The organism is Actinophytocola sp. (genome assembly GCF_036555685.1).
Lineage (GTDB): Bacteria > Actinomycetota > Actinomycetes > Mycobacteriales > Pseudonocardiaceae > Actinophytocola.
In genome coordinates this window covers 37,439-61,509 of sequence record NZ_DATBKY010000019.1, presented here as the reverse complement: position 1 = coordinate 61,509, position 24,071 = coordinate 37,439, and the positions used below count along the sequence as shown (strand labels likewise).

Here is a 24,071-nt window from a genome sequence, read left to right as displayed (position 1 = left end):
GGCGAGGATGAGATCGGCTTCGCCCGCGCGGGGGTCGTCGCGCTCGAACGCGTCGGGGCGGTGGAGCAGGATGACCATGTCGGCGTCCTGCTCGATGGAGCCCGACTCACGCAGGTCCGACAGCATCGGCCGCTTGTCCGTGCGTTGCTCGGGCCCGCGGTTCAGCTGGCTGATCGCCACCACCGGCACTTCGAGCTCCTTGGCGAGGAGCTTGATCTGCCGGGAGAACTCCGACACCTCCTGCTGGCGGGACTCGACACGCTTGCCGGACGTCATCAGCTGCATGTAGTCGACGACGACCAGCTTGAGGTCGTGCCGCTGCTTGAGCCGCCGCGCCTTCGCGCGGATCTCCATCATCGTCATGTTCGGCGAGTCGTCCACGAACAGCGGCGCCTCGCTGACCTCGCTCATCCGCCGAGCGAGCCGGGTCCAGTCGTCGTCGGTCATGCGGCCGCCGCGCATGTCCGCGAGGCGGATCTTGGCCTCGGCGGACAGCATGCGCATCACGATCTCGGTGCGGCTCATCTCCAGCGAGAAGATCACGCTGGTCATGCCGTGCTTGACCGAGCACGACCGCGCGAAGTCCAGCCCCAGCGTCGACTTACCGATACCGGGCCGAGCCGCCACGATGATCATCTGGCCGGGGTGCAGGCCGTTGGTCACCGCGTCCAGATCCTCGAAGCCGGTCGGCACGCCGAGCGACGAGCCACCGCGGGAGGCGATCGCGTCGATCTCGTCCATCGTCGGCTGCAGGAGCTCCTCGAGCGCGACGTAGTCCTCGCTCATCCGGCGCTCGGTGACGTCGTAGATCGACGACTGTGCGCGGTCGACGACCTCGTTCACGTCGGCGCCGTCCGCGCCCGCGTAGCCCAGCTGCACGATCCGCGTGCCGGCCTCGACCAGCCGCCGCAGGATCGCCTTCTCCGCGACGATCTCCGCGTAGTACCCCGCGTTCGCGGCCGTCGGCACCGTCGCGATAAGCGTGTGCAGGTACGGCGCGCCGCCCACCCGGCGCAGCTCCCCCCGCCGCTCCAGCTCGGCGGACACCGTGACCGCGTCGGCCGGCTCGCCCCGGCCGTAGAGGTCGAGCACGCAGTCGTACACCGCCTGGTGTGCCGGCCGGTAGAAGTCACCGGGACGCAGCACCTCGACGACGTCCGCGATGGCGTCCTTCGACAGCATCATGCCGCCGAGCACGCTCTGCTCCGCGGCGAGATCCTGGGGCGGTTGCCGGTCGAGCGCACCTTCCGCCGGGGCGGTCGCTGGCGCACGGTCATCGGTCAACGCCACCGAGAACCCCTCCTAGTTCATCGCACGGGTGTTCGATACTACACGCTAGGCGGCCGCCGCGTGTGCGTAAAGAACCCCAGGATCATCGGCGTGTCGCGGGACTCGTTGCTACGCAGAGCGAGGAGCCGGACGAGAGGTTAGAGGTGCCGGTCGTGCCGTGCCAAACGCCGTTGGGGACGCTTCTGTGGACAACCTGGGGATGCCGCCGGGCAACGAACCACAGGCGTGAATCCCGGTGGGGACAACTTGTGGACAGGTTGCTCAACGGGAGATATACGGCCAGGTCAAGGGCTGTGTACAGCTTGTGGAAAAACTATCCGTCTCAGACCCGGCGTGTCGTGAGAAATCGCCTCGTCGGCGTGTCGCGCGGCGCGCTCGCCGACGGGTTAACCCACATGTGGATAACTCTGTAACGCAGCCAGCCCCGTATCGAGCTCAGGGAACCCGACACGGGGCTGAAGCGAGAGCAGTTACTCTCCGTCAGATCAACTGGCGGTGACCTCGACCTTGAACGCCGCGGTGACCTCCGGGTGCAGCCGCACGTTGACGGAGTGCTTGCCGACGGTCTTGATATGACCGGACAGCTCGACGGTGCGCTTGTCGAGCACCGGGCCGCCGGCCGCCTTGACCGCGTTGACGATGTCGGCCGTGGTGACCGAACCGAACAGCTTGCCCGACCCGGCCGCGGCCTTGGCCTTCAGCGGTACCGGGCCGATGCCCTCGAGCGCGGCCTTGACCTCCCGCGCGTGGTCCAGGCCCCGGATGGCCCGGGCCTGCTGCGCGCGGCGGATGGTCTGCACCTGCTTCTCGGCGCCCTTGGAGGCGACGATCGCGAGCGAGCGCGGCAGCAGGTAGTTGCGCCCGTAGCCGTCCTTGACCTCGACGATGTCGCCCGGCCCACCGAGGCCGGCCACGTCGGCGGTGAGGATGAGTTTCATCTGCGGACTCCTGATCAGCGCGCGGTCGAGGTGTAGGGCAGCAGCGCCATCTCCCGCGCGTTCTTCACCGCGATGGCGACGTCGCGCTGGTGCTGGCTGCAGTTGCCGGTGACCCGGCGGGCGCGGATCTTGCCGCGGTCGGAGATGTACTTCCGCAGCAGCGTGGTGTCCTTGTAGTCGATCAGCTGCGCGTCGGACTTCTTCGACTTGCAGAACACGCAAACCTTCTTCTTGGGCTTGCGAATGGGTGGCTTGGCCACGATTGGTCTCTCCCGATACTTCAGTCAGTCAGTTGGTCTTGGTGCGGTGCGTGTCCGGTCAGAACGGGGGCTCGTCGCTGAAGCCGCCGCCGGAGCCGGCGGGCGGCGCGGAGCCCCACGGGTCGTCGGCGGGCGCGCCGCCGGAGCCGCCGCCATAGCCGCCCCCGCCGCTGCCGCGACTCACCTTGTTGACCTTCGCGGTGGCGTACCGCAGGGACGGGCCGATCTCGTCGACCTCCAGCTCCACGACAGTGCGCTTCTCGCCCTCGCGGGTCTCGAAGGAGCGCTGCTTGAGCCTGCCGCTGACGATGACGCGAGCGCCGCGCGTAAGCGACTCGGCCACGTTCTCAGCGGACTGCCGCCAGATGTTGCACCGCAGGAAAAGCGCCTCGCCGTCCTTCCACTCGCCCGACTGGCGGTCGAAGGTTCGAGGCGTCGAGGCGACGGTGAAGTTGGCCACCGCCGCGCCGGACTGCGTGAACCGCAGCTCCGGATCGGCGGTCAGGTTGCCAATCACTGTGATGACGGTGTCGCCGGCCATTGCTGTACCTCCCGGTCTCAGGCCCCCGCGGGGTCGCGCCGCAGGACCTTAGTCCGCAGCACCGACTCTTGGAGACCGAGCTGGCGGTCCAGCTCCTTCACCGCGTCCGGATCCGCGTTCACGTCGAGCACCGCGTAGATGCCCTCGGTGTGCTTCTTGATCTCGAACGACAACCGACGCTTGCCCCACACGTCGACCTTCTCCACGTTGCCGCCGGAAGTGCGGATGACGTTGAGGAAGGTGTCCAACGACGGCTGGACCGTGCGTTCGTCGAGAGTGGGGTCGAGGATGACCATGACCTCGTAATGACGCATGAAGACCACTCACCTCCTGTGGACTCGGCGGCCACGGACTCTCCGTGGCAGGAGGGGTCTTGCGGAAGACAGGCTACAGGGCCACACCCGGGGCCCGGCGCAGCACCCAGGTGCGCACGAGCGCCGCGGTCACCACGGACAGGGCGAGCACCGCGAGCAGCACCGGGAGGGCGATCTTCTGGCCCTCCGGCGGGGTCAGCGCCTCCGCGCGGCCGGCCGCCTGGACGCCGTCGCCCTTGTTGTCCGTGCCGAGGATGCCGAACTCCGGCGTGTAGCCCGGCACGCTGCCGCCGTAGCGGACGCCCGGCGACGGGGAGAACAGGCCGGCCTGCGCGAACGGGACCGAGCCGTAGTCGGCCATCGGCCAGCGGCCGAAGTTCCACAGGCCCGGCTGGTAGAGCGACCAGCCACCGGGTTCGTAGCCGCCGACCGGCGGGGAGTTGGGGCCGGGCATGTTCGTGCCGGGGTTGCCGGCGCCCGGGCCGTTGCCGCCACCCGGCGTGCCGGTACCTGGGCCGTTGCCACCACCCGGAGCCGAGCCGCCGCCCCCGGGGACGAGCCCGCCGACCACCTTCTCGGAGGTGCCGGCGACGGCCTTCGTGCCGTCCTGCACGGGCGCGGCGGCGGTGTTCAGGACGTCGACGACGATGCCGCAGCCCGAGGAGAGCGCACCCTGCACGCCGCTCACGATCTCGCCGAGCACCGGGCCGATGAGCGGGATGCTCTGGATCGCGGCCTTGATGCGAGGCACGGCGGCCGCGGCGATCGTGCCGCCGGAGATCGAGGTGTCCGCGCTCGGCACGGTGCCCAGCGGGATGTTCCCCATGCTCGAGACGCGGGCGCGGATCTGGTCGGCCAGGCCCTTGCCGAGCAGCGGGATGGCCTCGACGACGTTCATCACCGGCGATAGCACCGCGGCCGAGCTCATCGCCAGCGGTGTGCCCGGCTCACCGCGCACGGTGGTGGAGCAGTCGCCGACCACGATGGGCTGCGACGCGCTGGCCGTGCCGCTCGCCGCCAGCCCGGTCACGGAGACGCCGAGTACGAGTGCGGCCGCGGCCACCAAGGCACGTACACGCCCTCGCATCTTGTCCTCCCGGTCCTGCTCCGGTGGGGTAAGCACCTACCAGACCTAACGAAGGTAACCCGGCCGCGGTGACGGTGACCAGGCGAATCGATTCCAGGCCGCAGGTGGACCCGTCCGGGGTAGGCCGACCGGAGTAGTCACAAACGAGCAGGCACCTCAGGTTTGTGTCGGACACGGCGACTACGCTCGCGGGCCATGAGCATCGGCGCCCACATCCACAGCGACGACCCGCTCGGCGCCGCGCGCGAGCGAGGCGCGGATGTCGTTCAGTTCTTCCTCGGCGACCCGCAGAGCTGGAAGGCGCAGCCGCCGCACCCGCAGGCCGACGCGCTCCGCGAGGCCGGCATCGAGGTGTTCGTCCACTCGCCGTACCCGGTCAACATCGCGTCGACGAACAACCGCATCCGCATCCCCTCGCGCAAGACCGTCACCCAGTACGCCCAGTCGGCCGCGGCCACCGGCGCGAAGGGACTCATCGTCCACGGCGGGCACGTCGTCAGGGACGAGGACCCGGCGCAAGGCCTGGTCAACTGGCGCAAGTTCTTCGAGCGCCAGGCCGAGGCCGGCGGCTTCCCGCTGCCGATCCTGATCGAGAACACCGCGGGCGGCGACAACGCCATGGCCCGCAAGTTCGACATGCTGGCCCGGCTGTGGGACGAGGTCGGCCAGTTCGGCGCGGGGTTCTGCCTCGACACCTGCCACGCCCACGCGGCGGGCGAGGACCTCGCCGGCATCGTCGACCGGGTCAAGGCGATCACCGGCCGCATCGACCTGGTCCACCTCAACAGCTCCCGCGACGAGTTCGACTCCGCCCGGGACCGCCACGCCAACATCAAGACTGGCATGATCGATCCCGAACTGCTGGCGGCGGTGGCCAAGGAGGCCGGCTCGCCGGTCGTGGTGGAGACCCCGGCCGACGGCCAGGCGGAGGACATCGCGTTCCTGCGCGAGGCCACGGGACGGTGAGCAGCCTGCCGGCCGGCGGAGTCGACGCCTCGCCGGAGGAGGAGAGGAACTCGTCAGGGATGGCGGACGAGCGGATGTCCGAGGATCTCCCTGACGGGGAGGTGCCGCCGCGCCCGCGCCGCAGGGGCCCGGCCCGCCGGTTCGGCACCCTCGCGCTCGTCGTCCTCGTCGCGCTCTGCGGCGTCACGCTGCTGCTCGGCTTCCTCAACAAGGACCGCTGCACCGGCCCGGAGTACGACAAGCTCGGGCGCAGCGGCCCGGACTACGACAAGCGCAGCAAGCAGGACGTCTGCTACTCCGACATCCAGTTCCTGTGGATCGGCCGGGACATCGACCGGCACGTCTTTCCCTACGTCGACGGCGCGCTGACCCCGGACGGCCAGCCGGTCGGCGGCGTCGTCGAGTACCCCGTGCTGACCGGCGTGATCATCTGGGCCTCGGCGCTGTTCGCGAACACCGACGCCCAGTTCCTCCTCTACTCCGCGCTCGTGCTGGCCCCGTTCGGGCTGCTGACCGCGTGGTTCCTCGGCAAGTTGTCCCGGTGGCGAGCCCTGCTGTGGGCGATCGGGCCGCCGCTCGTCCTGTACGCCTTCCACAACTGGGAGCTCCCGGTCGTGGCGTGTGCGGTCGCGGCGGTCTACGTCGTGCACCGCGGCTGGGGCAAGCGCGGCGTGGACCGGCCGCTGCTGACCCGCGCCACGGCGGCGGCCGTGCTGCTCGGCCTCGGCTTCGCGTTCAAGGTGTACCCGGCGATCTTCGTGCTGCCGCTGATGCTCTACGTGCTCACCGGCGGTCGCGGCGGCCGGGAGGCCACTCGCAAGGTGCCGGACTGGCTCGCCGCGTGCCAGATCGCGCTGACCGCCCTGATCACCGCGGTCGTCGTGAACGTGCCGTTCGCGCTGGCGGGCTTCGAGGGGTGGAAGGCGTCGTTCACCTTCCAGCTGCAGCGCAAGGCCGACATCACGACGAACTCCATCTGGTTCTGGGGGCTGCGCCCGTACTCGGACCCGGACAACAAGCCGGTGCAGGACCTGATCGGCGTGCTGTCGCCGACGCTGATGCTCGTGTCGTTCGTGATCGCGTGCGCGCTGGGCTGGCGGCGGTACGTGAAGGAGGGCACGTACCCGTGGGTGGCGGTGTCCGCGGCGATGCTCTGCGGGTTCCTGCTGCTGCACAAGGTGCACTCGCCGCAGTACACGCTCTGGCTCGTGCCCATGTTCGTGCTGCTGCGGATCAGGTGGGGCTGGATCCTCGCGTACTTCCTGGCCGACCTCGCGATGGGGATCGGCATCTTCCGCTGGTACTACGAGATCTTCTACGGCAAGCACGGCGGCATCTACGACGGTCTGGCCGCCCAGGCGGTCATGGTCGGCGTGTGGGGCCGCGCGGTGCTGCTGGTGGGCCTGTTCTACGCGTTCCTGGTCGCGAGGTCCACAGTGGACGACGACCCGCTTGCCGAGGGCACCGGCGAACCGCCGGGCCGCCGCAGCGCGCTGGCCACCTGAGCCGCTACCGCGCGGGTGCGTTCGCCCGGCGGAAGCCGGTCACGGTCAGGGTCAGGCGGTCCGGGGCGCCGTCCAGCACGCCGCCCGCCGGGTCGTCCAACGGGACGCCGCCCGCGCCCTGGCGGACGAGGTCGCGGGCCGGGTGGTAGATCTCGTACACGACGAGCACGCAGAGGCCCAGCACCGCGAGGTCGCGTAGCACGACGAACGACAGGAACCAGTCGATCGGCAGGCCCTTCTTGTCGTCGCCGAGGTAGAACATCATCCGGGGCGCCCACACCAGCGCGTCGAGCGTCATCCAGGCGAGCAGGATCCGCCACCGGGGCACCGCGAGCACGGCCAGCGGCACGAGCCACAGCGAGTACTGCGGGCTCCACACCTTGTTGGTCAGCAGGAACGCCGCCACCACGAGGAAGCTCAGCTGCGCCAGCCGCGGCCGGACCGGGGCCTGCAACGCGATGAACGCGATGATCGCGCAGGAGACGACGAACAGCAGCCCGCTCACCGCGTTCAGCCACACCGGTGTCTGGCCGAACCCGAGCCGGCCGTCGAAGCCCGCCCAGCCGGTGAACTGGCTGACCACGTTGTACAGCGAGTCCGGATCCGCCCCGCGCAAGCTGTTGCGGTGGAAGAACTCCCACCAGCCGCGCGGGTACCCGAGCATGATCGGGAGGTTGACCACCGCCCACGCGATGATCGCGGCGAGCGCGGTTCGCGCCCAGTCGCGCATGCGGCCCGCGCGCAGGCAGAGCACGAGCAGCGGGCCGAGGACGAACAGCGGATACAGCTTCGCCGCACCGCCGAGGCCCAGCAGCACGCCCGCGAGCGCCGGTTTCTTCCGCGCCCAGGCGAGGATGCCGGTCGCGGCGAAGGCGGTCGCCAGCGTGTCGAAGTTGGTGAACGCGTGGACCAGCAGCAGCGGCGACGCCGCGATCAGGGCCGCGTCCCACGGGCGTCGCCGGGCGGTTCTGGTCACCGCCCAGATCGTCACCAGCCAGGCGAGCGCCAGCCAGAACGCGGAGATGTCGAAGAACACCGTGACCGCGAGGCCGGTGGGCAGCCAGCCGGCGCCGGCGATCGCGAGCCAGCCGTCGGCCAGCTTGGCGTTGACCCACTGGAAGAGCCCGGTGAGCACGGGGTACTCCATGTACCGCACGTGCGCGGTCGGCTTGCCCTCGTCGTCGATCCAGCTCGTCTTGTACGGGAAGCCGCCCTCGTTCAGCCGCTCCGCCGAGTACAGCGGGATGATGTCCGAGTAGCACATGGCGGTGAACGGCCGGTTCGACCGCCAGTCGAGCTCGAGCTTCTTCGAGTCCTCGTTGTAGTACTGCTGGACGCACGCCGCCTTGCCGAACCAGCCGATCGCCAGGCCGATGACGGCGATCAGCAGCGCCACTCGCAGCGGCGTCCAGAACCAGTGCCGGCCGATCGCCGCGTGCCGGCCCAGCGGTCCGCCGATCGGCGCGCTCGCCGCCGTCGCGAGCGGCTCGGTCCACGTCGGGATCACGCGCTCGGCCGGGGTCAGCGTCGCGGTGTCGCCGACCTCCTCGTCGACCTCCTCGTCGACGTCTACCGGAGCGTCTACCGGAGCGTGCACCGGAGCCGAAGAGCCGACGACCCCGCCGTCGCGCTCGTCGGCGCGATCTTCGGCGGGGCCGTCGCGATCGCTCTCACCTGGCACGCGGGCGATGCTACGGGGCAGCGTCCACGGCCGTGCGGCTACCTGTCATCCGATCGGCGGGAACACCGGACCGGACGGGTCGGGGTCGCCGCCCGGATCGGACGGATCCGGTCCACCGGGGATGCTCGGTTGCTGGGTCTCGGACTGGCTCGGCTTGCCGCCGCCGCCGTTCCCGTTGCCGTTCCCGTTTCCGCGCCCGTCGTCGCGGCCGCGGCCGCGCCCGTCATCCCGGTTGTCCTCGTCCGGCTTGTTCTCCTGCGTCTGGTCGACGTCATGGAAGTCCTCGCCGATGGCCTCGAACTCGCCGAAGTCCTCCGGTTTCACGTTGTCCAGATACCGCTGCATGAACTCCTGCCAGACCGCGCCCGGCAGGCCGCTGCCGTACACGATGTTGCCGTCGGCGTTGCGTAGCGGCATCTGCTTGCCCTTCGGCGACTCGGCACCCATCGACACCGCCGCGGAGACCTGCGGCGTGTAGCCGACCATCCACGCCTTCGCGTTCTCCTCGGCCGCGCCGACGAACTGGTGCGTGCCGGTCTTGCCGGCGCAGACCTGCTCACCCGGGCACTTGAGGTGCGAGTACTCGATCACCGGCTTGAGCGACTCGGTCACGTTGCGGGCGATCTGGTGGTTCCTGCTCGAGTCGTTGGGGTCGAACGCCGGCTTGTCCTCGTCCGGGGCCTGCCACTTGAGCTTGCCGTCCGGCCAGAGGACCTGGGACACGAGGTGCGGCTTGCGGTACGTGCCGTCGGCCGCGAACGTCGCGTACGCCGACGCCATCTCCAGCGTCGACACCTGCGTGTCACCACCGCCGATGGCGATGTTGCCGTCCGGCGCCAGGTCGTCGGCGGCCTTGCCGTTGAGGTCGGAGGTGATGCCGGCCTGCTTCGCGGCCCGCCACACGCTGTTGGTGCCGACCGTGTTGACGGCGACGTCGTAGAACACCGTGTTGATGGAGCGCTTCATGGCCTCGGCCACGGTGCACTGCGTGCCACAGGACGCGCCGCCGGAGTTGCGCACCGGCGCCGTGCGGCCCGGGAACATCCGGCCGGACGTGCCGTCGTACCGCTCGGCGAGGCCCTTGCCCTTCTCGAGCAGCGCGACGAGGTCGAACGGCTTGAACGAGGAACCGGGCTCCTGCCTCGTCGCCGCCCAGTCCAGGCCGGCGCCGTTCGAGCCGCCCCAGTAGGCCAGCACGGCGCCGTTCTTCGGGTTCACCGCCACGAGCGCGGGCCGGATGTTCTTCGGCTGGCCCGTCATCACTTCCTTCATCGCCGCCTGGGCCGCGGCCTGGGCGCGCCGGTCGATCGTGGTGCGGATCGTGTAGCCCTTCTCGTAGAGCTCGTCCTCACTGATGCCGGCCCGCTCCTGGAGCTCCTTGATCACCGCGTTCTTGATGTGCGCGGCCGGGCCGGTGATGGCGCCGGGCCGGGCCTTGTCCAGGTCGGACATCGTCGGGAACTTCGCGTCCCTGCGCTTGTCCGCGGGGAACCAGTTGTGCGAGACCATCTGGTCCATCACGTAGTTCCAGCGCCGCTGCATGTAGTCCTGGTCCTTGTAGCGGCTCGGGTTCTGGATCATGCCCGCCAGCAGGGCCGCCTCCTCGGCGGTGACCTTCTTGAGCGGCTTGTTGTAGTAGGCCTGGGCGGCGGCGGAGATGCCGTACGCGCTCCGTCCGAAGTAGACGGTGTTGAGGTAGGCCGTGATGATCTCTTCCTTGGGATAGGTGTTGTTCATCTTGTAGGCCGTGACCACCTCGAGCGCCTTGCGCGTGACGGTCTTCTGCTCGTTGCCCGTGGCCTTCTTCACGTACTGCTGGGTGATGGTCGAGCCACCGCCCTCGCCGCCGGTCAGCTGGTTCCAGCCGGCGCGCAGCACACCCGAGATGTCGAAGCCCGGGTTGGTCATGAAGTCGGCGTCCTCCGCGGCGAACACCGCGTGCAGGACGTCCTTCGGGATGTCCTCGTACTTGACGAGCGTGCGGTTCTCGCCGCCCTGCGGAACCACCTTGCCCATCTGCGCCCGGTTGGCGAACTGCAGCGTCACCGTCTGGCCCTGGTTCTGCCGCACCGACTCCGGCGACGGCACGTCGACCATCTGGTAGGCGACGAAGAACCCGATCATCGGGCCGATGATCATGAGCGCGGTGGCCACGTAGGCCGCCCGGCGGACGCGGCGCCAGACCTTCTTGCGGCGCCGGCGGCGCTGGTCCTCGCTGAGCGGGACGTCCTGGTCGGTGTAGAGGCCCTGCGGCTCGTAGTCCTCTTCCTCGTACCGGCCGTCGTCGTAGTCGAGCTCGCGGTGGGTCAGCAGCTCCGGCTCGGGCTTGTTGAACCCGTGCACGGGAGACAGGTGCTCGGTCGGGCCGTCCGGAATGCCCGGCCCACCGGGACCGGGGCGGCCACCGGGACCTCCGGGACGCGGGGGACCGGCCGGGCGCGGGTGGACGACACGCGTCGACTGGCCGGGCTGCGGCCGGGCGCCGTTGGGGTGGGCGCCGTTGGGGTGGGCACCGTTCGTGGCGGCACCGTTCGGACGGCCGTTCGGGCGCTGCGGCGGGGCCGGCGGCTCCTCGGTCGGCCAGGCCGGGCTGCTCGACGGACGCGCGGCCCGCGGCGGCGGCGCCGCGTGGTGTGCGCCGTTGGCGCCGGCGCGTGGATCGTCGTCGGGCAGGCGGTGGGCCGCGCGTCCGTTGGAGCCGTTGGACCCGTTCGTCGCGGGCCGGACGTGGTGGGCGCCGCCCCGCCCGTTGGTCCGGCCGCCGACGTGCGGACCGCCCGCGGGATGCTCGTCGTCGTCCCACAGCGGGCTCCAGAAGCCGGTGCGCTCCTGGGGCTCAGCGCGGTTGGCGGGCGAGTCGGGGTCGTCGCCAGATGGCCACGCCGGCGAGCTGGCACCTCGCCGGTGGCTGTGGTGGTCGTTCACTTACAGGCCTCCCAGAGCGGCGCGGTGGGCGAACGCGCCGTGCGGTGGTCATTCACGACGTCGTGATGGCTCACTCCGCCGCGGTCCTTCTACGTGGCTTTCGATCATCCTCGAGTCCACGCGTACCCAGGACGTATGACTGCACCAGGTGGTTCCACCCGCAGGTACGACATACCTCCACCACATACACGGTGAACTCCTCGAAGAGGTTCGCCATCCTGGCGAGTTCCTCGGGGGCCCTCGCCGATCCCGACGCATGCTTCAGCGCGTCACCATAGACCCAGGACACCCTGGTAACAGGCTCTTTGCGGCAGACGGGACAGGTCACGTCGCTCGGGGCGCCGTGGAACTTGGCCGCGCGCAGCAAGTAGGGGTTGGCGTCGCACACCTCCATGGTGCCGACGCGGCCAGCGTAGACCTCCGCGAGCAGCGACTTGCGCTGCAGCGCGTAGTCAACCACCTGGCGCTGTGTTTGCACGACCCACAGCGTACGCGGCGCCGTTATCACGTCGAGATGCTGTTTGGCATAACGGCACGCGGGCGCGTCGCCACTCTGCGTCGTAGCCGTGATCTGACCAGCGATCTTGTTCGCGAGCGGCCAGGTGATCGTCCGTGAATCTTTTCCGTAACGCCCGGACACCGGTGATCAAGCCCACGTCCACTTTGTGGACGTGTCGCTGATGTATCGGCGCGATATAGTGGATCGGTAGGTCGAACCACACGACACATCAGCACGAGAAAGGGCGCCGGTGCTCGAGTTCGCGATCCTCGGGCTGTTGCACGAGGCCCCGATGCATGGGTACGAGCTGCGTAAACGGCTGTACGACATGCTCGGCACGTTGCGGACGTTCTCCTACGGCTCGCTGTACCCCACGCTGCGCCGGCTGCTGAAGGCCGGGCTGATCGTCGAGGAGACCCCGGCGGTCGAGGCCGGCTCCGGCGTCGACGACCGCGGGGCCAGGAGCTGGGGAAAGCGGGCCAAGCGGGTCTACAAGCTGACGGCCGAGGGCAAGGAACGGTTCGCCGACATGCTGGCGGACGCCGGACCGCAGGCGTACGACGACGACGGCTTCGGTGTCCACATGGCGTTCTTCTCGCGGACACCGGCCGAGATCAGGATGCGCATTCTGGAGGGCCGCAGGCGCCGGGTGGAGGAACGACGGGAAGGGCTGCGCTCCTCGATGGCGCGCGCGGGTGAGCAGATCGACCGCTACACCCGCGAGTTGCACCGACTCGGGCTCGAGCACAGCGAGCGGGAGGTCCGCTGGCTCAACGAGCTCATCGCGACCGAACAGAGGGAGCAGAAGGAACGGCAGGACGGCGGCCCGTAGCGAGCGAGCCGGGCGCCGGCAGGTCAGCGCGGATCTGTGCACGCACATCCGTGGTACAGGGGCGTCCACGGAACGAACAGTGAGACCGAGCGAGATCAACACAGCGAGAAGGAGAACCGGCATGGGCGAACAGCGCCGCAGTGTCCGGGTGGCCATCGTCGGCGTCGGCAACTGCGCGGCGTCGTTGGTGCAGGGAGTGCACTACTACCGCGATGCCGACCCGGCCACCCGCGTCCCTGGCCTGATGCACGTGCAGTTCGGGGACTACCACGTGCGTGACGTCGAGTTCGTCGCCGCGTTCGACGTGGACGCCAAGAAGGTCGGCCGCGATCTGTCCGAGGCGATCGTGGCGAGCGAGAACAACACGATCAAGATCTGCGACGTGCCGCCGCTCGGGGTGAGCGTCCAGCGCGGCCACACGTTCGACGGTCTCGGCGAGTACTACCAGGACATCATCACCGAGTCCGACGAGTCCCCCGTCGACGTCGTCACGGCGCTGCGCGAGGCGAAGGCGGACGTGCTGGTGTCCTACCTGCCCGTCGGCTCGGAGGAGGCGGACCGGTTCTACGCGCAGTGCGCGATCGACGCGGGCGTGGCGTTCGTCAACGCGCTGCCGGTGTTCATCGCCTCGGACCCGCAGTGGGCGGCCAAGTTCACCGAGGCCGGCCTGCCGATCGTGGGCGACGACATCAAGTCCCAGGTGGGCGCCACCATCACGCACCGGGTGCTGGCCAAGCTCTTCGAGGACCGCGGGGTCGAGCTGCTGCGCACGTACCAGCTCAACTTCGGCGGCAACATGGACTTCATGAACATGCTGGAGCGCAAGCGGCTCCAGTCGAAGAAGATCTCCAAGACGCAGTCGGTGACCTCGCAGATCCCGCACGAGATGGAGCGCGCGTCCGTCCACATCGGGCCCTCCGACCACGTGCCGTGGCTGGACGACCGCAAGTGGGCCTACGTGCGGCTGGAGGGCAAGGCCTTCGGCGACGTGCCGCTGAATCTCGAGTACAAGCTGGAGGTCTGGGACTCGCCGAACTCCGCGGGCGTGATCATCGACGCGGTGCGGGCCGCGAAGATCGCGCTGGACCGCGGCATCGGCGGCCCGATCCTGTCGGCGTCGTCGTACTTCATGAAGTCCCCGCCCGAGCAGTACTCGGACTCGGTCGCCTACGAGGCGGTGGAGAAGTTCATCGCGGGCGAGGTCGACCGCTGAGCGCTCACCTCTCGAGGCGCGCGTCGTACGCGGCGCGCGCCTCGTCGATGTCGTCGGCGTGGTCGACGGCCCAGCCCATGAGTGTGCAGACGGTGTCGAGCAGGGTCAGGCCGAGGGCGGTCAGCCGGTAGTCGACGCGCGGCGGCACGACCGGGTGGATCGTGCGGTGCACGAGGCTGTCACGCTCGAGCGCGCGCAGGGTGGCGGTCAGGGGAACACGACCGAGACCGAGATCGAGCCGCTGCCGATCGACGAGTCCTTCGCCGTGCCGGCGAGCCGTGCACAGCTGAGCCGCGCCGCGAAGGGCCTGACCGAACGCGGCTACACCGCGCACGTCGTGTACACCGCGGCGCAGGCCCGGGTGCTGGTCCGCTGGCTGCTGCCGCGCGACAGGTCCGTGTTCACCGCGGTGAGCGAGACGATGCTGATCTCCGGAATCCAGGCGGACGTGGACACGGCGGGCGACTTCCGGTCGGGTGCGCGCCCGACCTCGCCGACGTAGACCCGGCCGACATCCGCACGATGATCGCCATGGGCGCGGCTCCGGAAGTGATCGTCGGCAGCGTGCACGCGGTCACCGAGGACGGCGCTCGTGGCCGCGTCGGCGAGCGGCAGCCAGCTCGGCCCGTACGCGGCCGGCGCGGAGCGGACGATCTGGGGGGTCGGCGCGCAGAAGGTGGTGCCGGACCTCGACACGGCGCTGCGCCGGGTGTGGACCTACGCCTACCGCGCGAGCACGACCGGCACCGGCACACGGGCAACGCGTCGTTCGTCGGCAAGCTGCTGATCATGGAGCGCGAGTTCCTGCCCGGCCGTGGCACGGCGGTCCTCGTCCGGGAGGAGATCGGCTTCTGCGCTAAACCCGGGAGCCGTGGCAGGCGTCAAGGGGGCGTGGACACGGCGACCGACAGCACGCGCGAACCCCGTACCGACGCCGGTGCGGGGTTCGACGCCGTCTTCGCGGCCCTGTTCGACGAGGCGTTCGAGGCGATGAAGCGGCTCGCGTTCCTGCTCGGCGCGGACGATCCGGAGAACATCGCGCAGGAGTCGTTCGTGCGGCTGCACGGCCGGTGGCAATCGCTTGCGAGCGAGGACCTCGCGCTGCCTTACCTGCGCCGGACCGTGGTGAACCTGTCCCGCTCGCGGCTGCGTCACCTGCGGGTCGTGCGCACCGCTCCGCAGGACCGGCAGCTCGACGCGGCGTCGGCCGAGGCCGAGGTGCTGGCCGGGCAGGACCACCACCGGCTGCGCGATGTCCTGGCGACGCTGCCGCGCCGCCAGCGGCAGGTCCTGGTGCTGCGGTACTGGCTCGACCTCGACCAGAACCAGATCGCCGAGACCCTCGGCATCGCGGTCGGCACCGTGAAGGCGACGGCCAACCACGCGCTCGCGAACCTGCGCAAGGCCTGGCCGGAGGCAGACGGGAAGGAACGCTGATGCCGGACATCGAAGAGCGGCTGCGGGCGGGGCTCGGCGTCCTCGCCGAAGAGGTGGCGTCCAGCGACGACCCGAAGGCGGAGCTGGACCGCCGGCTCGCCGCCCGCCGCCGGGCGCGGCGCCGCGCGCCGGCCTTGACCGCGGCCGCCGCGGCCGTCGTCGTGACCGCGGTGTTCGTCCCGGTGGTGGCGAACCAGGACTCGTCCTCGCCGTCCCAGTCGAACGGCGGGTCGGCGGCTGCCGCCATGTCGACGACGCGGCCCGGACGTGAGCTGCCCGTGCTCGGCACGATCACCCGCGACGGCGAGACGCTGCGGGCGGTCGGCTACCTCCAGGGCACCGAGTACTGCACCGCGCTCGCCCACTCCGGCGACCGGACGGTGCGGCTGCGCTGCGAGCCGGTACCGGTCTGGCCGATGGGGCTCGGCCCCTCGCTCGTGGAGAGCCGGGAGCTGCTCAACGGCGACCCGGCCGACGACACGGGGATGCTCGCGAACCGGCTGGTCTTCCTGACCGACCCGCGGGTGGCGACGCTCGCCGTGCGGCGCGGCAACGGTACGGCGGCCCAGGTGCGTGAGCTCGACCGAAACGAGCACGCCACCCTGTTCCTCGCGGACTTCGGCGGCCGGCCCGACGGCTTCGGGTACACGGCCTGGGATGCCGACGGCAAGCTCGTCTGCGAGGGCATAACCTAGTCGTCCGCTTTTGTTCGCTTCGTACCCTTGTTCCGCTCGTGTCGCTTTCCTATGGTCAGCGGGTTCCCACTGACCAGGAGGCTTCGCGTGTCATCCCCCGAAAAATCCCGGCTCCTTCCCTTGCTGGCCGAGCATCCGCTCGGCCGGGCGGCGGTCACCTGCCGCTACCGCTGCGGCAACCAGTGCGCCCACGAGGCACCCAACACGTCGGCGAACCCGTACTTCGGCGACGTCGTCGGGGAGATCGTTGCCCGTCGCAACGTGCTCAAGGCCGGCGCCGTGCTGGCTCTCGCCGGGGCGGGCGCGGCGACGCTCGGCGCCGGCTCGGCCGCCGCGGCGCCTGCCCCGCAACGTCACGGAAGCACCGGCCGCGGCCACGGCGGCACGGGTCTCGACTTCGAGCCGGTCGCGCCGAACACCGAGGACGCGGTGGTCACCGCACCCGGCTACGAGCACGAGGTGCTGATTCGGTGGGGCGACCCGGTGGTCCCCGGCGCGCCGGAGTTCGACTTCGCCAACCAGACCGCCGCGGCCCAGTCGAAGCAGTTCGGCTTCAACAACGACTTCTGCGGCCTGGTCGAGGTGCCGGGCTGCCGCGATCGCTGGTTCATGGTCAACAACCACGAGTACGCCAGCGAGGTGTTCATGTTCCACGGCTACGACGCCGACAACCCGACCCGCGAGCAGTTCGAGGTCGCACTCGCCGCGCACGGGCTGTCGGTCGTCGTGGTCGAGAAGAACCGTCGCGGCAGGCTCGGCGTCGTGCTGGACCGCACCCACAACCGGCGGATCACGCTGAACACGCCGTTCACCGTGCGCGGGCCGGCGGCCGGGTCCGACCTGCTGAAGACGTCGGCCGACCCGGGCGGCACCGTCGTCTTCGGCACGATGAACAACTGCTCGGGCGGGGTCACGCCGTGGGGCACGATCCTGTCCGGCGAGGAGAACGTCCACCAGTACTTCGCCAACGCGGACGCGGTCACCGACCCGCAGGCGCGGGCCCGGCTCGCCCGCTACGGCTTCCCGGCCGGGGTGACCGACCGCAAGTGGGAGCGGTTCGACAAGCGCTTCGACCTCGGGCAGGAACCCAACGAGGCCAACCGCTTCGGCTGGATCGTCGAGATCGATCCGCAGGACCCAACCGGCAACCCGCTCAAGCACACCGCCCTCGGCCGGTTCAAGCACGAGGGCGCGAACGTCATCGTGGCGCGGGACGGCAGGGTCGTCGCGTACATGGGCGACGACGAGCGGTTCGAGTACCTGTACAAGTTCGTGTCCGACGGAAGGTTCAAGAAGGGCGGCAGCCGCCACGCGCGCGAGCACAACAAGCGGCTGCTCGACTCCGGCACGCTCTACGTCGCGAAGTTCACCGGCGACAGCCCCGACTCGGAGATCGACGGCTCCGGCCGGCTGCCCGCCGACGGCGAGTTCGACGGCAGCGGCGAGTGGCTCCCGCTCGCGCGCAACGACCGGTCCTTCGTGGACGGTTTCACGGCCGAGGAGGTCTACGTCTTCACCCGTGCCGCGGCGGACGCGGCCGGCGCGACCAAGATGGACCGCCCGGAGGACGTCGAGCCGAGCCTGCGGACCGGGCGGATGTACGCGGCGCTGACCAACAACACCGACCGCGGCAACCCCGGCAAGGAAGGGCCGACCGAGATCAATCCCCGGGTGGCCAACAAGCACGGGCACGTCCTCGAGCTCGAGGAGGCACGCCGGGACAACACGGCGACCCGGTTCGCCTGGCAGCTGCTGCTCGTGTGCGGCGACCCGAGCTCGCCCGACACGTACTTCGGCGGCTACGACAAGTCGCAGGTCAGCCCGATCTCGTGCCCGGACAACGTCGCGTTCGACAGCTCGGGCAACCTGTGGATCTCGACCGACGGCAACGCGCTCGGGTCGAACGACGGCCTGTTCGCGGTGCCGGTGGAGGGCCGGGAGCGCGGGCACGTCAAGCAGTTCCTGACCGTGCCGATCGGCGCGGAGACGTGCGGCCCGGTGGTCCGGGACGACTTCGTGCTGGTGTCCGCGCAGCACCCGGGCGAGCTCGACGACGCGAGCGCGGACAACCCGGCCTCGCACTGGCCGGACGGCGGCGACAGCCAGCCGCGACCGTCGGTCGTGGCGGTGTACAAGCAGACGTAGGGGGAGGCAGGCCGCGCTCCGCCGGGGCGCGGCCCCTTCGCCTACCGTGGGCGCCATGACCGACCGGCCCCTGGCTCTGATCACCGGCGCGTCCCGCGGCATCGGCGCGGCGACGGCACTCGCCCTGGCGGACACCCACGACCTGCTGCTCGGCGGTCGCGACGAGGCGGCGCTGTCCGCGGTCGCGGCCGACCTCCCGAGCGCGCGCCCGTGGCCGGTGGAGCTGACCGACTACGCCGCCGTCCGCGCCGCGGTGGCCGGCATCGACCGGCTGGACGTGCTGGTCCACTCGGCCGGCATCTCGCGGCTGGGCCCGGTGGCCGAGGTGACGCCGGCCGACTGGCGGGAGTCGTACGAGATCAACGTGGTGGCGATCGCGGAGCTGACCCGGCTGCTGCTCCCCGCACTTCGCGCGGCCTCGGGCCATGTGGTCCTGGTCAACTCCGGCTCCGGCCTGAACGCGAACCCGAACTGGGGCCCGTACGCGGCGAGCAAGTTCGCCCTCCGCGCGTTCGCCGACGTGCTGCGTGCCGAGGAGCCGAACGTGCGCGTCACGTCCGTACACCCCGGCCGCACCGCGACGGACATGCAGCGCGAGGTCCGCGAGTTCGAGGGCGGCGACTACGAGCCGGACAAGTACATGCGACCGGAGTCGGTGGCCGGCATGATCACGGCCGCGCTCGGCACGCCGGCGGACGCACACGTCCACCAGGTGATCATCCGCCAGCGCTAGCCGCGCAGGCGCCGGTTGACCGCGCCCGCCGCCTCCTGCACCTTCGTCCTGTCCACCGTGGTCGGTTCACGGTCGGCGACCACCTGCTCGCCACCGACCCAGACGTCCTGCACCAGGCGGGCGCCGGCCGCCCAGACCAGGTTCGCCAGCAGCTGCTCGTCCGGGACGTCCAGGCCCGCCGCGAAGGCCGGATCGTCCACGGCGACGTGCACGAGGTCCGCCCAGCGGCCCTCCTCCAGCGCGCCGATGTCCGTGCGCCCCACGGCCTCCGCGCCACCCCGCGTCGCCATCAGCAGCACGTCCGACGCGGTCAGCGCGGTGGAGTCCATCGTGGACAGGCGGGCCAGCAGCGCGGCCAGGCGCATCTCCTCCCACAGGTCCAGGTCGTCGTTGCTCGCGGGGCCGTCCGTGCCGAGGCCGACCCGGACACCGGCCGCGCGCATGTCACGCACCCGCGCGATGCCCGAGGTGAGCTTCGCGTTCGAGCCCGGGCAGTGGGCCACGCCCACCCCGGCACGCGCGAACTCGGCGATGTCCGCATCGGACAGGTGGATCGAGTGCGCAGCCAGCACCCGGCCGCCGTAGAGGCCGACCTCGTGGAGCATGCGCGGCACCGAGCCGTACTCGGCCCGCTGCGCCGCGTCCTCCTCCGCCGACTCCGCCACGTGGATCAGGACCAGCGCCTCGCGTGCCCGGGCCGCCTCGCCGACCAGCGTCAGCGCCTCCGGCGGCAGCGTGTACGCCGAGTGCGGGCCGTACCCGAGCTCGACGCGACCGTCCCGCCCGCAGAAGCGGCCGTCGACGTCGATGCGGGCGCTGACCTCGTCCAGCTGCGCCCGCCAGTTGTGCCCGGGCGTGTCCACGATCGCCGGGCCGAGCAGCGCCCGCTGGCCGGTCGTCGAAAGGGCGCGCACCAGGTGGTCGGTCTGGAAGTACTGCTCGACGCTCGTCGTGATGCCACCCCGCAGCATCTCCACCGAGCCCAGCAGCATGCCCGCCTCGATGTCCGCCGGGGTCAGCTTCGCCTCCGCCGGCCACACGACCTCCTGCAACCAGCGGAGCAGCGGCAGGTCCCCGCCCATCCCGCGCAGCACGGTCATGGCGCTGTGGGCGTGGGTGTTGATCAGGCCGGGCAGCACGATGCCGGACAGCGTGCGCACCGGATCCTCGGACGCCGGCGCGTCGGCGGCCGGGCCGACGTAGCCGAGCCGGCCCGCCGGCGACACGTCGACGACGGCGTCACGCAGGACCGAACAGGCGGGATCACAGGGCAGCACCACGGGAGCACGGAGACGCATGCGGAGATCCTGCCAGCAGCCCGCGGCGGTCGCCTCAGTTCAGTGCCTCGCCTTCCCACGGGACAAACGCCGGCCGCGTCGGCGCGCCGGTCGCGGGCAGGAAGCCGGCCGCCGTGTGCCGGATCGTCACGCCCGCCGCGTCGAACGAGTGCACGACCGCGCGGTTCAGCTCGACGACCGCCCGGTCCCGCCACAGCGTGCGCTCCGACGACACGTCCAGGCCCAGCCGCTCGGCGACGTGGCGTACCAGCCCGTACGCGCCGTCGTCGGCCAGCACGTCCGCACCGATCGCCTGGCAGATGTAGACGCCGTTGAACGGCGCGGCCGGGTAGGTGATGCCGCCGATGACGAGCCGCATGTTGCTGATCACCGGCACCGCGTGCCAGCGCAGCCCGAGCCCCACGAACCACGGCAGCTCCGGGTGCTCCAGCGGCACCTCGTGCACGAGGTCACGCGGCAGCGGGTGCAGCGAGATCCCCTCGTGCTCGGTCTGCAGGACCAGCGGCAGCATGTCGAACGGACTCCGCCCGGTGGGTGGCCGCCAGCCCAGCCGGCACACCGCGCTGGTGAACCCGACGTACCGCCGGTCGCCGAGAACGCGGCTCTGCTCGGCGTACCCGGCGTAGCGGACCAGCTGGTGGTTGCGGATGCGCGGTCCCGGCCGCCACGGCGTGTCCGGCGCGAACACGCTGACCATCGGGCGCACGCGGCCGCCGTTGGTCGCCGCGCGCAGGTGCCGCACGCACTGGACGGCCACCTCCGCGCTGTCGCGGATGTCCCGCAGGTCCCGCACGAGCAGCCCGCGCCACGGCACGTCGGCCGGGCACCAGCCGCTGTCCCGGAGCGCGATCCGCGCGCCGAACGCCAGCTCGGCCGGCTTGTGCCGGTAGGTGCCCGTGGCGGCGATCTCCGCGCGGACCTTCGCGAGCCGGACCTCCACCTGGCCGGCCTTCGGCCGCGCCCGGTGGAACGCGCGCAGGAACTCCTCGGCCGCGGCGTAGGTGGCCACCGCCGACCGCCGGTTGGACGAGCCGGGTTGGGTCCGTTGTGGATCGCGCCCGGCGGCGGGAGACGGTGGAGACGGCAGGGGCCCGTCGCGGAGTGCGGTCACTTCGTGGGTATCGGTCCCGGCAAGGGGCGGCTCGATTACCTGGTCGGGTGGCTTCGCCAATGGGAAGCTACGGACGGTGGACGGCGAGCCGGGCACTATCACCCACGTTCGAAGATGAGGTCGCGGCTCGCGCGCCCCTCCTCCTCGGCGCGGCTCTCGAACTTGGTGCGCGGCCGCCAGTCCGGCCGCGGTGCCCAGCCGCCCGGCGCCGCGGCGTACACGTTGCGCAGCAGCGGCTCGGCGGCGCAGACCTCGAGCATCTGGTCGGCGTACTCGGCCCAGTCGGTCGCCAGGTGCACCCGGCCGCCCGGCTCGAGCCGCGAGGCGACCAGGGCCATGAAGCCGGGTTGCACGAGCCGGCGCTTGTGGTGCTTCTTCTTGGGCCACGGGTCCGGGTAGAAGATCCGCACGCCGTGCAGCGAGTCCGGCGCGACGTGCCGCTCCAGCAGCACGACCGCGTCCCCGCGCAGCAGGCGCAGGTTCTCGAGACCGGCCGCCTCGACGCGCATCATCAGCTGCGCGAGGCCGGCCTGGAACACGTCGACGGCCAGGTAGTTGAGCTCGGGCGCGGCCTTGGCCAGCGCCGCGGTCGTCTCGCCCATGCCGGGCCCGATCTCCAGCATCGCCGGCGCCTCGCGGCCGAACCACGCGGGGACGTCGAGCGGCCCGGGCGGCAGGTCCGCGACGTCCCGGCCGAGTACCGGCCACAGCCGGTCCCAGGCACGGGTCTGGCCGACGGTCATGCGACCGCCGCGGTTGACGAAGCTGACCACCGTGCGGCGGCGGCTCAGGTCGGGGGGCGTGTCCACCCGCGCGACTCTAGGCGGGCGTCAGCGACTCCAGCCGCGCGAGGTTCGCGCGCAGGTCGGCGAGCCCACGCATGGCGACCGGGGCCGGGGGTGCGCCGGCGTGCACGCGGTAGACGTCGATCCAGCCCGGGTGGCGGTCGGTCAGCATCAGCGTGGTCGGCACGCCCGGCTCGGCGAGCGTGCGCTCGGAGGGGACGAACTCCCAGTAGCCGGAGTCGCCGTCGGTGTTCCACGGCACGTAGACCCACCCCGAACGCATGGACAGCAGGCTCGCCACCCGGTCCTCGACGGCGAAGCCGTCGGCGCGGGTGTCCAGCGTGCCGTCCGCGAGCGCCCGCAGCCACCACGGCGCGGGCGTGTCCGGGTCGGCCTCCCGGGTGGTCCGATACAGGGCCACCACCTGCTGCTCCGGCGCGCGATGCAACCACGAGCGCCGGGCCTGGGCGGGCACTGTCGCGTCCTCGCCACCCCACTGCTCGATGGCCTGCGACCACGCGAGCCCGATCATGGGCTCGACGTGCAGGCTCCCGGCGGCAGGTGACGTCGGCGTTGACGTCGGCGGGGAAATCGACGATTGGTTGGACGAGCGTCGTTGCTCAGCCGCGGTCACGGCTTCGGAAAACGGGCCGGTGTCAACCACCGTCACAAGTGCACCTCCTGGGACGCCCACGTGTGGAGTCGGCGCAAAATCGCGACTGCTCACCGTCGATATGACTCTTCGACCAGCCACGCTGTCCGCTCCCTGTGGCCAGGGTCACAGTGACTTAACGTGGTCTTAACAACACTGTTGGGTGTACAAGACGTGGCCCCGTCCACCTCACCCATCGGTCTCAGATGGCCCCCCGTTACCTCTTCGCGACATTTCAGGTGCTCAGCGGCCGTTTTCATCCGAATGGAGCACGCAGCGTAGAGCCCGGGCCACCCCCCGAAAGGTGACCCGGGCTCTTCCCCCTGGCTGCCGCCCACGCCGGTCTGCGTCCCCGTATCGCTTCTCGCCGGCGGTCGGCGGCGTCGGTCCGGTATGGGTCAGGCGTCTCGCTTGTTCGCGGAGTAGATCGCGATCCCGAGCAGCACGAGTGCGAAGCCGACGAAGTAGGCGAGCGACCACCACGGGCTCAGCACCGCGTCCGAGGGCGGCGGGCCGTCCGTGATCGCGCGGCCGGTCGCGTCCGGGTCGCCGGTCAGGAACTTGTTGGCGACGTAGAACGGCATCCACTTCTGGATGTCGTCGCCGACCTTGGGGATCAGCGCGACGAGACTCTCGACGACCTGCGAGTACACGAGGACCAGCGATACGGCACCGGCCGAGTGGCGGACCAGGATGCCGACCGCCACCGCGATCACCGCGGCCGCCGCGTAGACCAGCCCGACGCCGGCCGTGGCGCGCCACTCGAACGCCGTGTTGATGCTGAGGTCGGCACCCGACTTGATCAGCTTCGAGACGCCTACCGAGCCGAAGGCCACGACCTCGCCGATCAGGCCGGCGAACAGTGCCACGACCGTGGTCTTGGCCAGCAGCGTCGCGGTCCGGTTCGGGATCGCCTGGAACGTGGCCTTGATCGTGCCGAAGCGGTACTCCGTGGTGATCGCGAGCGTCGCCATCACCATGATCACGACGAGCCCGAAGCCGTAGCCGAACTGGGTCGAGGCGATCGTGACCGGGCTTTCGCTGTCGACGCCGGCGATCAGCGCGGCGAACCCGACGGTGACCACGAGGGCCACCAGCGTGCACCACATCGGCGAGCGAGTGGTGAAGAGCTTGATGCGTTCAACTGCGAGCAGAGTCATCGGT

At 70.7% G+C, this 24,071-nt stretch carries 25 protein-coding genes; 10 read left to right on the top strand and 15 right to left on the bottom strand.

Annotated elements, in window-relative coordinates:
* The 6 genes from dnaB to VH969_RS02165 all read right to left on the bottom strand — a co-directional run.
* Positions 1-1,290, bottom strand: a 1,290-nt coding sequence (gene dnaB, locus VH969_RS02190; RefSeq protein WP_331969448.1) for a replicative DNA helicase, incomplete at its 3' end; no start/stop codon positions are given.
* Positions 1,291-1,775: 485 nt separating this feature from the next.
* Positions 1,776-2,228, bottom strand: coding sequence for a 50S ribosomal protein L9 (gene rplI / locus VH969_RS02185; protein ID WP_331969446.1), 453 nt, complete (start codon positions 2,226-2,228; stop codon positions 1,776-1,778).
* Between the two features lie 14 nt (positions 2,229-2,242).
* Positions 2,243-2,488: a 30S ribosomal protein S18 gene (rpsR, locus tag VH969_RS02180; protein WP_331969444.1), complete on the bottom strand. Its 246-nt coding sequence runs from the start codon at positions 2,486-2,488 to the stop codon at positions 2,243-2,245.
* A gap of 58 nt (positions 2,489-2,546) precedes the next feature.
* A complete protein-coding gene (gene ssb / locus VH969_RS02175; protein ID WP_331969442.1) occupies positions 2,547-3,029 on the bottom strand; it encodes a single-stranded DNA-binding protein in 483 nt (160 codons plus the stop codon).
* Positions 3,030-3,046: 17 nt separating this feature from the next.
* The gene (gene rpsF, locus VH969_RS02170) at positions 3,047-3,343 is read right to left on the bottom strand and encodes a 30S ribosomal protein S6 (RefSeq protein WP_331969440.1); all 297 of its coding nucleotides are present in this window, start codon (positions 3,341-3,343) and stop codon (positions 3,047-3,049) included.
* A gap of 73 nt (positions 3,344-3,416) precedes the next feature.
* Positions 3,417-4,430 carry a hypothetical protein gene (locus VH969_RS02165; protein ID WP_331969438.1) on the bottom strand — a complete coding sequence of 338 codons (1,014 nt, stop codon included), beginning with the start codon at positions 4,428-4,430 and terminating at the stop codon, positions 3,417-3,419.
* Between the two features lie 195 nt (positions 4,431-4,625).
* Here VH969_RS02165 and VH969_RS02160 point away from each other — a divergent pair, with 195 nt between their 5' ends.
* Together VH969_RS02160 and VH969_RS02155 are read left to right on the top strand one after the other, a co-directional pair.
* A complete protein-coding gene (locus VH969_RS02160; RefSeq protein ID WP_331969436.1) occupies positions 4,626-5,396 on the top strand; it encodes a deoxyribonuclease IV in 771 nt (256 codons plus the stop codon).
* 74 nt (positions 5,397-5,470) lie between these two features.
* The gene (locus VH969_RS02155; protein ID WP_331969468.1) at positions 5,471-6,901 is read left to right on the top strand and encodes a glycosyltransferase family 87 protein; all 1,431 of its coding nucleotides are present in this window, start codon (positions 5,471-5,473) and stop codon (positions 6,899-6,901) included.
* A 4-nt stretch (positions 6,902-6,905) separates the two neighbouring features.
* Here VH969_RS02155 and VH969_RS02150 read toward each other — a convergent pair whose 3' ends face one another.
* The 3 genes from VH969_RS02150 to VH969_RS02140 form a co-directional block, all read right to left on the bottom strand.
* Positions 6,906-8,426, bottom strand: coding sequence for a glycosyltransferase family 87 protein (locus VH969_RS02150; protein WP_414638412.1), 1,521 nt, complete (start codon positions 8,424-8,426; stop codon positions 6,906-6,908).
* A 201-nt stretch (positions 8,427-8,627) separates the two neighbouring features.
* A complete protein-coding gene (locus VH969_RS02145) occupies positions 8,628-11,507 on the bottom strand; it encodes a transglycosylase domain-containing protein (RefSeq protein ID WP_331969434.1) in 2,880 nt (959 codons plus the stop codon).
* Positions 11,508-11,577: 70 nt separating this feature from the next.
* Positions 11,578-11,985 (bottom strand): DUF5318 domain-containing protein, encoded by a 408-nt coding sequence (locus tag VH969_RS02140; RefSeq protein WP_331969461.1) that lies wholly within the window; start codon positions 11,983-11,985, stop codon positions 11,578-11,580.
* A 271-nt stretch (positions 11,986-12,256) separates the two neighbouring features.
* Between VH969_RS02140 and VH969_RS02135 the strand changes: the two genes are divergently transcribed.
* Positions 12,257-12,838 (top strand): PadR family transcriptional regulator, encoded by a 582-nt coding sequence (locus tag VH969_RS02135; RefSeq protein WP_331969432.1) that lies wholly within the window; start codon positions 12,257-12,259, stop codon positions 12,836-12,838.
* 121 nt (positions 12,839-12,959) lie between these two features.
* Complete coding sequence (locus VH969_RS02130; RefSeq protein ID WP_331969430.1) at positions 12,960-14,051, top strand: inositol-3-phosphate synthase; 1,092 nt, start codon at positions 12,960-12,962, stop codon at positions 14,049-14,051.
* A gap of 4 nt (positions 14,052-14,055) precedes the next feature.
* Here VH969_RS02130 and VH969_RS02125 read toward each other — a convergent pair whose 3' ends face one another.
* Positions 14,056-14,223 (bottom strand): winged helix-turn-helix transcriptional regulator, encoded by a 168-nt coding sequence (locus VH969_RS02125; RefSeq protein ID WP_331969428.1) that lies wholly within the window; start codon positions 14,221-14,223, stop codon positions 14,056-14,058.
* Here VH969_RS02125 and VH969_RS02120 point away from each other — a divergent pair.
* From VH969_RS02120 to VH969_RS02095, 6 genes are all read left to right on the top strand, one after another.
* Entirely contained in the window at positions 14,218-14,553 is a 336-nt protein-coding gene (locus VH969_RS02120; RefSeq protein ID WP_331969426.1) for a hypothetical protein, read from the top strand. The two genes, VH969_RS02125 and VH969_RS02120, sit on opposite strands and share 6 nt — an antisense overlap.
* 90 nt (positions 14,554-14,643) lie before the next feature.
* Positions 14,644-14,838 (top strand): hypothetical protein, encoded by a 195-nt coding sequence (locus tag VH969_RS02115; protein WP_331969424.1) that lies wholly within the window; start codon positions 14,644-14,646, stop codon positions 14,836-14,838.
* A 2-nt stretch (positions 14,839-14,840) separates the two neighbouring features.
* Positions 14,841-15,488 carry a SigE family RNA polymerase sigma factor gene (locus tag VH969_RS02110; RefSeq protein WP_331969422.1) on the top strand — a complete coding sequence of 216 codons (648 nt, stop codon included), beginning with the start codon at positions 14,841-14,843 and terminating at the stop codon, positions 15,486-15,488.
* On the top strand, positions 15,488-16,183 hold the full coding sequence (locus VH969_RS02105; RefSeq protein WP_331969420.1) for a hypothetical protein: 696 nt from the start codon (positions 15,488-15,490) through the stop codon (positions 16,181-16,183). The genes VH969_RS02110 and VH969_RS02105 overlap by 1 nt, the downstream gene beginning before the upstream one ends.
* A gap of 51 nt (positions 16,184-16,234) precedes the next feature.
* On the top strand, positions 16,235-18,328 hold the full coding sequence (locus VH969_RS02100) for a PhoX family protein (protein WP_331969418.1): 2,094 nt from the start codon (positions 16,235-16,237) through the stop codon (positions 18,326-18,328).
* A 55-nt stretch (positions 18,329-18,383) separates the two neighbouring features.
* Positions 18,384-19,061: an SDR family oxidoreductase gene (locus VH969_RS02095; RefSeq protein ID WP_331969416.1), complete on the top strand. Its 678-nt coding sequence runs from the start codon at positions 18,384-18,386 to the stop codon at positions 19,059-19,061.
* On the opposite strand, the gene VH969_RS02090 is transcribed toward VH969_RS02095, so the two are convergent.
* The 5 genes from VH969_RS02090 to VH969_RS02070 all read right to left on the bottom strand — a co-directional run bounded on the left by VH969_RS02090 (position 19,058) and on the right by VH969_RS02070 (position 24,067).
* A complete protein-coding gene (locus tag VH969_RS02090; RefSeq protein ID WP_331969414.1) occupies positions 19,058-20,359 on the bottom strand; it encodes an amidohydrolase family protein in 1,302 nt (433 codons plus the stop codon). The genes VH969_RS02095 and VH969_RS02090 overlap by 4 nt on opposite strands.
* A gap of 34 nt (positions 20,360-20,393) precedes the next feature.
* On the bottom strand, positions 20,394-21,368 hold the full coding sequence (locus VH969_RS02085) for a nitric oxide synthase oxygenase (protein ID WP_331969412.1): 975 nt from the start codon (positions 21,366-21,368) through the stop codon (positions 20,394-20,396).
* 200 nt (positions 21,369-21,568) lie between these two features.
* Positions 21,569-22,213, bottom strand: a complete 645-nt coding sequence (gene trmB, locus VH969_RS02080; RefSeq protein ID WP_331969458.1) for a tRNA (guanosine(46)-N7)-methyltransferase TrmB — start codon at positions 22,211-22,213, stop codon at positions 21,569-21,571.
* 76 nt (positions 22,214-22,289) lie between these two features.
* Positions 22,290-22,787, bottom strand: coding sequence for a hypothetical protein (locus VH969_RS02075; protein ID WP_331969410.1), 498 nt, complete (start codon positions 22,785-22,787; stop codon positions 22,290-22,292).
* 518 nt (positions 22,788-23,305) lie between these two features.
* Positions 23,306-24,067 (bottom strand): ABC transporter permease, encoded by a 762-nt coding sequence (locus VH969_RS02070; protein WP_331969408.1) that lies wholly within the window; start codon positions 24,065-24,067, stop codon positions 23,306-23,308.
* Positions 24,068-24,071 lie beyond the last annotated feature (4 nt).